The organism is Streptococcus sp. 3613, assembly GCF_013277375.1.
GTDB classification, from domain to species: domain Bacteria; phylum Bacillota; class Bacilli; order Lactobacillales; family Streptococcaceae; genus Streptococcus; species Streptococcus pseudopneumoniae.
The window spans coordinates 1-6,884 of the sequence record NZ_VMMV01000027.1 but is presented as its reverse complement, the minus strand read 5'-3'; the positions used below and the strand labels follow the sequence as shown (position 1 = coordinate 6,884).

The 6,884-nt window shown below is 42.1% G+C and carries 7 protein-coding genes; 3 read left to right on the top strand and 4 right to left on the bottom strand.

Features of this window, described 5'->3' with window-relative positions; translation table 11 throughout:
- Positions 1 to 85 precede the first annotated feature (85 nt).
- Together HT708_RS03205 and pepC are read left to right on the top strand one after the other, a co-directional pair.
- The gene (locus HT708_RS03205) at positions 86 to 808 is read left to right on the top strand and encodes a pseudouridine synthase (protein WP_166730960.1); all 723 of its coding nucleotides are present in this window, start codon (positions 86 to 88) and stop codon (positions 806 to 808) included.
- 111 nt (positions 809 to 919) lie between these two features.
- A complete protein-coding gene (gene pepC / locus HT708_RS03200) occupies positions 920 to 2,254 on the top strand; it encodes an aminopeptidase C (protein WP_000991655.1) in 1,335 nt (444 codons plus the stop codon).
- Between the two features lie 161 nt (positions 2,255 to 2,415).
- Here pepC and HT708_RS03195 read toward each other — a convergent pair whose 3' ends face one another.
- The 4 genes from HT708_RS03195 to adhP form a co-directional block, all read right to left on the bottom strand.
- Positions 2,416 to 3,327, bottom strand: a complete 912-nt coding sequence (locus HT708_RS03195; protein ID WP_000136861.1) for a PTS system mannose/fructose/sorbose family transporter subunit IID — start codon at positions 3,325 to 3,327, stop codon at positions 2,416 to 2,418.
- A gap of 23 nt (positions 3,328 to 3,350) precedes the next feature.
- The gene (locus tag HT708_RS03190) at positions 3,351 to 4,154 is read right to left on the bottom strand and encodes a PTS mannose/fructose/sorbose transporter subunit IIC (RefSeq protein WP_023932542.1); all 804 of its coding nucleotides are present in this window, start codon (positions 4,152 to 4,154) and stop codon (positions 3,351 to 3,353) included.
- 27 nt (positions 4,155 to 4,181) lie between these two features.
- Positions 4,182 to 5,171, bottom strand: coding sequence for a PTS sugar transporter subunit IIB (locus HT708_RS03185; protein ID WP_000021972.1), 990 nt, complete (start codon positions 5,169 to 5,171; stop codon positions 4,182 to 4,184).
- A 235-nt stretch (positions 5,172 to 5,406) separates the two neighbouring features.
- Positions 5,407 to 6,426 (bottom strand): alcohol dehydrogenase AdhP, encoded by a 1,020-nt coding sequence (gene adhP / locus HT708_RS03180; protein WP_172925974.1) that lies wholly within the window; start codon positions 6,424 to 6,426, stop codon positions 5,407 to 5,409.
- Positions 6,427 to 6,627: 201 nt separating this feature from the next.
- On the opposite strand from adhP, the gene HT708_RS03175 reads away from it, so the two are divergent.
- On the top strand, positions 6,628 to 6,884 hold a 257-nt coding region (locus tag HT708_RS03175), incomplete at its 3' end, for a helix-turn-helix domain-containing protein (RefSeq protein ID WP_172925973.1).

Here is a 6,884-nt window from a genome sequence, read left to right as displayed (position 1 = left end):
GGTTTGAAGAGATTTTTGAAGAGTATGAAACGAAAAGGAGGTAGGTCATTGTACTAGCCTCCTTTTGATATGATATAATAGTTCTATGAGATTAGATAAATTTTTAGTTGCCTGTGCGGTGGGAAGTCGGACTGAGGTCAAAAACTTGCTCAAGGCTGGGCGCGTGACTGTAAATGGTAAAAAAGAAAAATCAGCTAAATTGCAGATTGATGAAAAAATAGATGAGATTCGCTTTGATGGGCAAGTGTTGGAGTATGAAGATTTTGTCTACTACATGATGAACAAGCCCAAAGGAGTTATCTCAGCGACTGAGGATCCCAAGCACAGAACCGTTCTGGACTTGTTGGATGACTTAGCGCGGAGTAAGGAAGTTTTCCCAGTAGGGCGCTTGGATATCGATACGCATGGACTCCTGCTCCTGACCAATGACGGTCAGCTTGCCCATGCTCTTCTTTCACCCAAGCGTCATGTGGATAAGACCTATCTGGCTCAGGTCAAGGGAATTATGACACAAGAAGATGTGGAGATATTTGCCAAGGGTATTCCTCTCAAAGACTTTACTTGTCAACCCGCTAGACTGGAGATTCTTTCCACAGATGCAGAAAAGAATCAGAGCCAAATCCGTGTGACTATTGCAGAAGGAAAGTTTCATCAGGTCAAGCGTATGGTGGGCTACTGTGGCAAGGAAGTGGTGGACTTGCAACGATTGACTATGGGAACTTTAGTATTAGATGAGAACCTGGAACGAGGGGAATGGCGTCGCTTGACCAAGGAAGAATTAGAAATTCTCCTTGCTAGTATTGCTTAATTTGATTTATATTTGAAAAAGGTGAGGAAGAATGTCCTTGCCTTTTATGTTTTTTAGTTGCTTCCTTTGTGAAAAGAGTTATAATAGACTGTAGAATAAAAGGAGGAATCTATGAACGCGATTCAAGAATCATTTACTGATAAACTATTTGCCAACTATGAAGCAAATGTAAAATACCAAGCGATTGAAAATGCTGCTAGCCACAACGGAATTTTTGCAGCTCTGGAACGTCGCCAAAGCCATGTAGACAACACACCTGTTTTCTCATTGGATTTAACCAAGGACAAGGTCACTAACCAGAAAGCGTCTGGTCGTTGCTGGATGTTTGCGGCTCTCAACACTTTTCGCCACAAACTCATCTCGCAATACAAATTGGAGAACTTTGAGTTGTCACAAGCCCACACTTTCTTCTGGGACAAGTATGAGAAATCAAACTGGTTCTTGGAGCAAGTCATTGCGACTGCAGACCAAGAATTGACGAGCCGTAAGGTTAGCTTCTTACTCCAAATACCACAACAAGATGGTGGTCAATGGGATATGGTCGTTTCCCTCTTTGAAAAATACGGTGTCGTGCCTAAGTCAGTTTATCCTGAGTCTGTTTCATCTAGTAGCAGCCGTGAGCTAAATGCAATCCTTAACAAATTGCTGCGCCAAGATGCTCAAATCTTGCGTGACTTACTAGCTTCTGGCGCAGACCAAGCGACTGTTCAAGCTAAGAAAGAAGACCTCTTGCAAGAGATCTTTAACTTCCTTGCCATGTCACTAGGACTACCACCACGTAAATTTGACTTTGCTTATCGTGATAAGGATAATAACTACCAAAGCGAAAAAGGTATTACTCCACAGGAATTTTACAAGAAATATGTCAATCTTCCTTTAGAAGACTACGTTTCTGTTATCAATGCTCCAACTGCTGATAAACCATACGGTAAATCTTACACAGTTGAGATGTTGGGAAATGTGGTTGGTAGCCGTGCAGTTCGCTACATCAACGTTCCAATGGAGCGCTTGAAAGAATTGGCGATTGCCCAAATGCAAGCAGGTGAGACTGTTTGGTTTGGTTCTGATGTTGGCCAGCTCAGCAACCGCAAAGCTGGAATCCTTGCGACAGATGTTTATGACTTTGAATCAAGCATGGACATTAAACTTACTCAAGACAAGGCCGGACGTTTGGACTATAGCGAAAGCTTGATGACCCACGCCATGGTCTTGACAGGTGTTGACTTGGACGAAAATGGTAAATCAACCAAGTGGAAGGTTGAAAACTCATGGGGAGACAAGGTCGGTACAGATGGTTACTTTGTTGCCTCAGACGCTTGGATGGACGAATACACATACCAAATCGTTGTTCGTAAGGAATTGCTGACAGCAGAAGAACAAGCTGCCTATGGAGCAGAACCAATTGTGCTTGCACCTTGGGATCCAATGGGAGCCTTGGCAGAATAATACTCTTCGAAAATCAAATTCAAACCACGTCAGCTTCGCCTTGCCGTACTCAAGTACAGCCTGCGGCTCGCTTCCTAGTTTGCTCTTTGATTTTCATTGAGTATAAAAGCCTAGAAAAAAGGAATCAGATTTTAGAACCTGGTTCCTTTTAAGTTGCTTGATTACATGATGTGAAGAACATGTGCCACAATACCCACTGCGAAGAGGGCAAGGATAATAGTGATTGGAGATACTTTTTTCTTAAGTAAGTACATGCAAAGTAAAGTAAGGAGTAGTCCTGATAATCCAGGAATCAACATATCCAAGTTTTGTTGGAAAGTAGTAACTTTTTCAGGAGTTTGAGACAATCCTTGTCCTACTTGTGCGAATGCTTCTTGGATACCTTTAGACCCTTCTGGCAATTTATCCCAATGGATATAAGCCTTTTCATCTAGTTGAACTTTAGAAACATCGAAAGCAAATTTAATATTTACCCAACGTTGAACAAGGACAGCAAGAATGAACATCCCAAGGATAGAAGCTCCTTTAGTGATATCTTGAAGGATACCACCAGACATATCTTTGGTGATTTCTGATCCAGCCTTATATCCAATCTCTTGAACATACCACAAGAATGACATACGAATCAAGTTCCATGCAACAAAGAAGAGGAGTGGCCCCAAGATATTGCCAGTAAGGGCAAGTGAAGCACCGAGAGATCCAAGGATTGGGCGTACTGTAAACCAGAATACTGGGTCACCGATACCAGCAAGAGGTCCCATCATACCGATTTTAACCCCTTGGATAGCAGCGTCATCGATTTCCACACCGTTAGCACGTTCTTCTTCAAGCGCAAGAGTAACCCCCATGACTGGAGCAGCTACGTATGGATGAGTGTTGAAGAACTCAAGGTGACGCTCAAGAGCAGCGATTTGATCTTCTTTTTTAGTATAGAGTTTTTTGATAGCTGGAATGAGTGTATAAGCCCAGCCCAAGTTTTGCATCCGTTCAAAGTTCCAAGACCCTTGTAAGAAGGTTGAACGCCACCAAACTTTTTTACGATCTGATTTAGTTAATTGAAGTTTTTCAGTCATGATGTTTTCAGTCCTTTCTTATCTTAGTAGTCTTCTAGGATATCGCCGATTGGGTCGTTAGAAGTTGCGGCTCCTCCGCTACCATTTCCACCAGTTTTAGAAAGGTGAAGGTAGATAAGAGCGATAGCAACACCGATAGCACCGAATCCGATTAGAGTAATATCTGACACAGCAGCGAGAACGAAACCAAGAGCGAAGAATGGCCATACTTCACGAGTTGCCATCATGTTGATAACCATGGCGTAACCAACGGCAACGACCATACCACCACCGATAGCCATACCATCTTTGAGCCAGTCTGGCATGGCACTAAGGATACTTTGTACAGTTTCAGTTGGTACCATAAGGAGAAGAGCTGCAGGAAGCGCGATACGAAGTCCTTGGAAAAGTAGCGCGATGAAATGCGCACGCTCCACAGCGCCGAAGTCACCTTTTTTAGCGGCAGCATCTGCAGTATGAACCAAACCAACTGAGATTGTACGAACAATCATAGTTAAGAATAGACCAGCAACGGCAAGAGGGATAGCAACCGCTTGAGCAACACCGATACCTGTCTTAGTAAAGTCACCACCAAGAACCATGATAATGGCAGCAGCGACAGAAGCAAGTGCAGCATCAGGAGCGATAGCAGCACCGATATTTGACCAACCAAGGGCAATCATTTGAAGCGATCCACCGAGGATAATCCCTGCTTCCAAGTGACCTGTTACAAGCCCAATAAGGGTACAGGCTACAAGTGGTTGGTGAAATTGGAACTGGTCGAGGATGCCTTCAAGACCTGCAAAGAAGGCTACAACGACTACTAAAACCATAGAAATAATAGACATGTTTAAAATCCTTTCATAAATAATGGCTTATTTGACATTGGCTTTGTTAATCAAGTCAAACAAATCTTTTTTAGAATCATTTGGTACTTTACGGACATCAAATTCAACACCCAAGTCACGCATTTTTTCAAATGTAGCAACATCTTCTTTGTCCATAGACAAAACGGTATTGACCAATGTTTTACCTGTTGAGTGAGCCATAGAACCAACGTTAAGAGTTTTGATTGGCACGCCACCTTCGATGGCACGAAGGGCATCTTGAGGTGTTTCAAACAAGATAAGGGCATGTGTTTCTCCAAAACGTGGGTCTTTTGAAATCTCAATCAGTTTTTGAATTGGAACCACGTTAGCCTTGACATTACCTGGAGCTGCTTGTTTAATCAATTCTTTACGAAGGTCGTCTTTAGCCACGTTATCTGAAGCAACGATGATACGATTTGCTTTTGAATCTGGAGTCCAAGCAGTTGCAACCTGACCGTGAAGTAGACGTGTGTCAAGACGGGCAAGATTGATTTTCAATTTACCGTCTCCGATAACAGTTCCTTCTGGGATAGCAGCTTGGGCAACTGGAGCAGCTGCAGCGCTTGCAACTTCTTCAACTGGATTTAGCTCTTCTGGAAGAGCTTTGATGCCATCTTTGGCTTCTTTAATGATATTCGCAGCGACTTTTTCTACACCTGCAGCAGCGTCCATGAGGCGCTCTGTGTAGGCTTGAATCAACATCGGTAAGTTAAGTCCTGTGATGATGGCAAACTTACGCTCAGGATTTTCTCCCATCACGCGACTAGCTTGGTTAAATGGAGAACCACTCCAAAGGTCAGCCAAAACTAGAACCTCATCTTCTGCGTCAAATGCAGCAACAGCGTTATTAAACTTAGCGTATAGATCATCAGGACCTTCATTTGGCATAAAGGTCACAACTTGAACCTTTTCTTGTTCACCAAAGATCATAGATCCTGACTGATGAATACCCGCAGCAAATTCGCCGTGGCTCGCAATAATGATTCCGATACTCATTATTGTCATTCCTCCTTTTTTGTTTTAGTTTTCATTTAAGAAAACTTTAAGACTGTTTAAGTATAAACCGTTTTCATGTAAAAAGCAACTATTTATCATAAAAAATTAAAAAAACTTTTACTTTTGAATGTTGATATATTGAGTTTTTTGAGGAGTAATATTGAATCCACATTTAAAAATTTAATATAAAAAAGTTGAAAGAAGCTTCCAACTTTTAAAATAGGTTTCTATTAGATTAGTGGGTGAAGTCGAGTACCATACGTCCTTGGATTTGACCTTTTTCCATTTCGTCGAAAATGGCAACGGCATCTTCTATTGGACGTTTTTGAACAACTGGAACTACTAAACCTTCTGCACCGAATTGGAAGGCTTCTTCCAAGTCTTTACGAGTTCCGACAAGAGAACCGATGACTTGGATTCCATCTAAAACTGTTTTCACGATGCTGAGTTCCATCATTTCAGAAGGAAGACCAACAGCGACGACGCGACCACCGGCACGAACTGAGTCAACAGCCTGGTTGAAGGCAACTTTAGATACAGCAGTTACGACAGCTGAATGAGCTCCTCCATCAGTTTTTTCTCTGATGAGTCCTGGTACATCATCAACTTCTAGGCCGTTAATAACGATGTCAGCACCGACTTCTTTTGCAAGGGCAAGTTTGTCGTTGTTGATATCAACTGCGATGACATGAGCATTAAATACTTTTTTAGCGTATTGAACAGCGAGGTTACCAAGTCCACCTGCACCGTAAAGAACAACCCATTGGCCTGGATCAACTTTTGCTTCTTTAATCGCTTTATAGGTTGTTACGCCAGCACATGTGATAGAAGAAGCTTGGGCTGGATCAAGTCCGTCAGGAACTTTGACAGCATAGTCTGCAGTTACGATACATTGTTCAGCCATACCACCATCTACTGAGTAGCCAGCATTTTTTACTGTACGGCAAAGAGTTTCACGACCAGTTGTACAGTATTCGCAAGTACCACATCCTTCAAAGAACCAAGCAACGCTGACGCGGTCACCGACTTTAAGGCTTTTCACATCTGGGGCAATTTCTTTGACGATACCAACACCTTCGTGGCCAAGAACACGGCCTGGTACTTGACCGAAGTCACCATGGGCAACGTGAAGGTCGGTGTGGCAAACACCACAGTATTCAATTTCTACAAGTGCTTCCCCAGTTTCAAGTGGACGGAGTACTTTTTCTTCAACAGCAACACCAGTGCTTTCTGGATTTACAACAACAGCTTTCATAGCTATCCTCCTTGATATTGACCGAGAACAGGGACAACGGGACTGGATTGATTTTTTCAACAGAGTCGAGTGTGACGAGCTCTCTTGTATTTATATGTGAAGTATATCACAAAAGAAAGCCTTTTTCAAGGTTTTGGAGGCAAAAAGTAGAACAATCGATTAATACTAAACTAAAATCAAAAAGCATTATATAATAGTGATATGAAATCAACTAAAGAAGAAATCCAAACCATCAAAACACTTTTAAAAGACTCTAGTACAGCTAAATATCATAAACGCCTTCAAATCGTTCTATTTCGTCTGATGGGTAAATCTTATAAAGAGATTATAGAGCTTTTAGACTGTAATCAAACAACGATTTGGCCAACTGTAAAAAAATATGAGGAGTTCGGACTCGATTCTCTCCTTCAAGAAACACGTGGTTGTCGTAACCATGCATATATGACAATTGAGGAAGA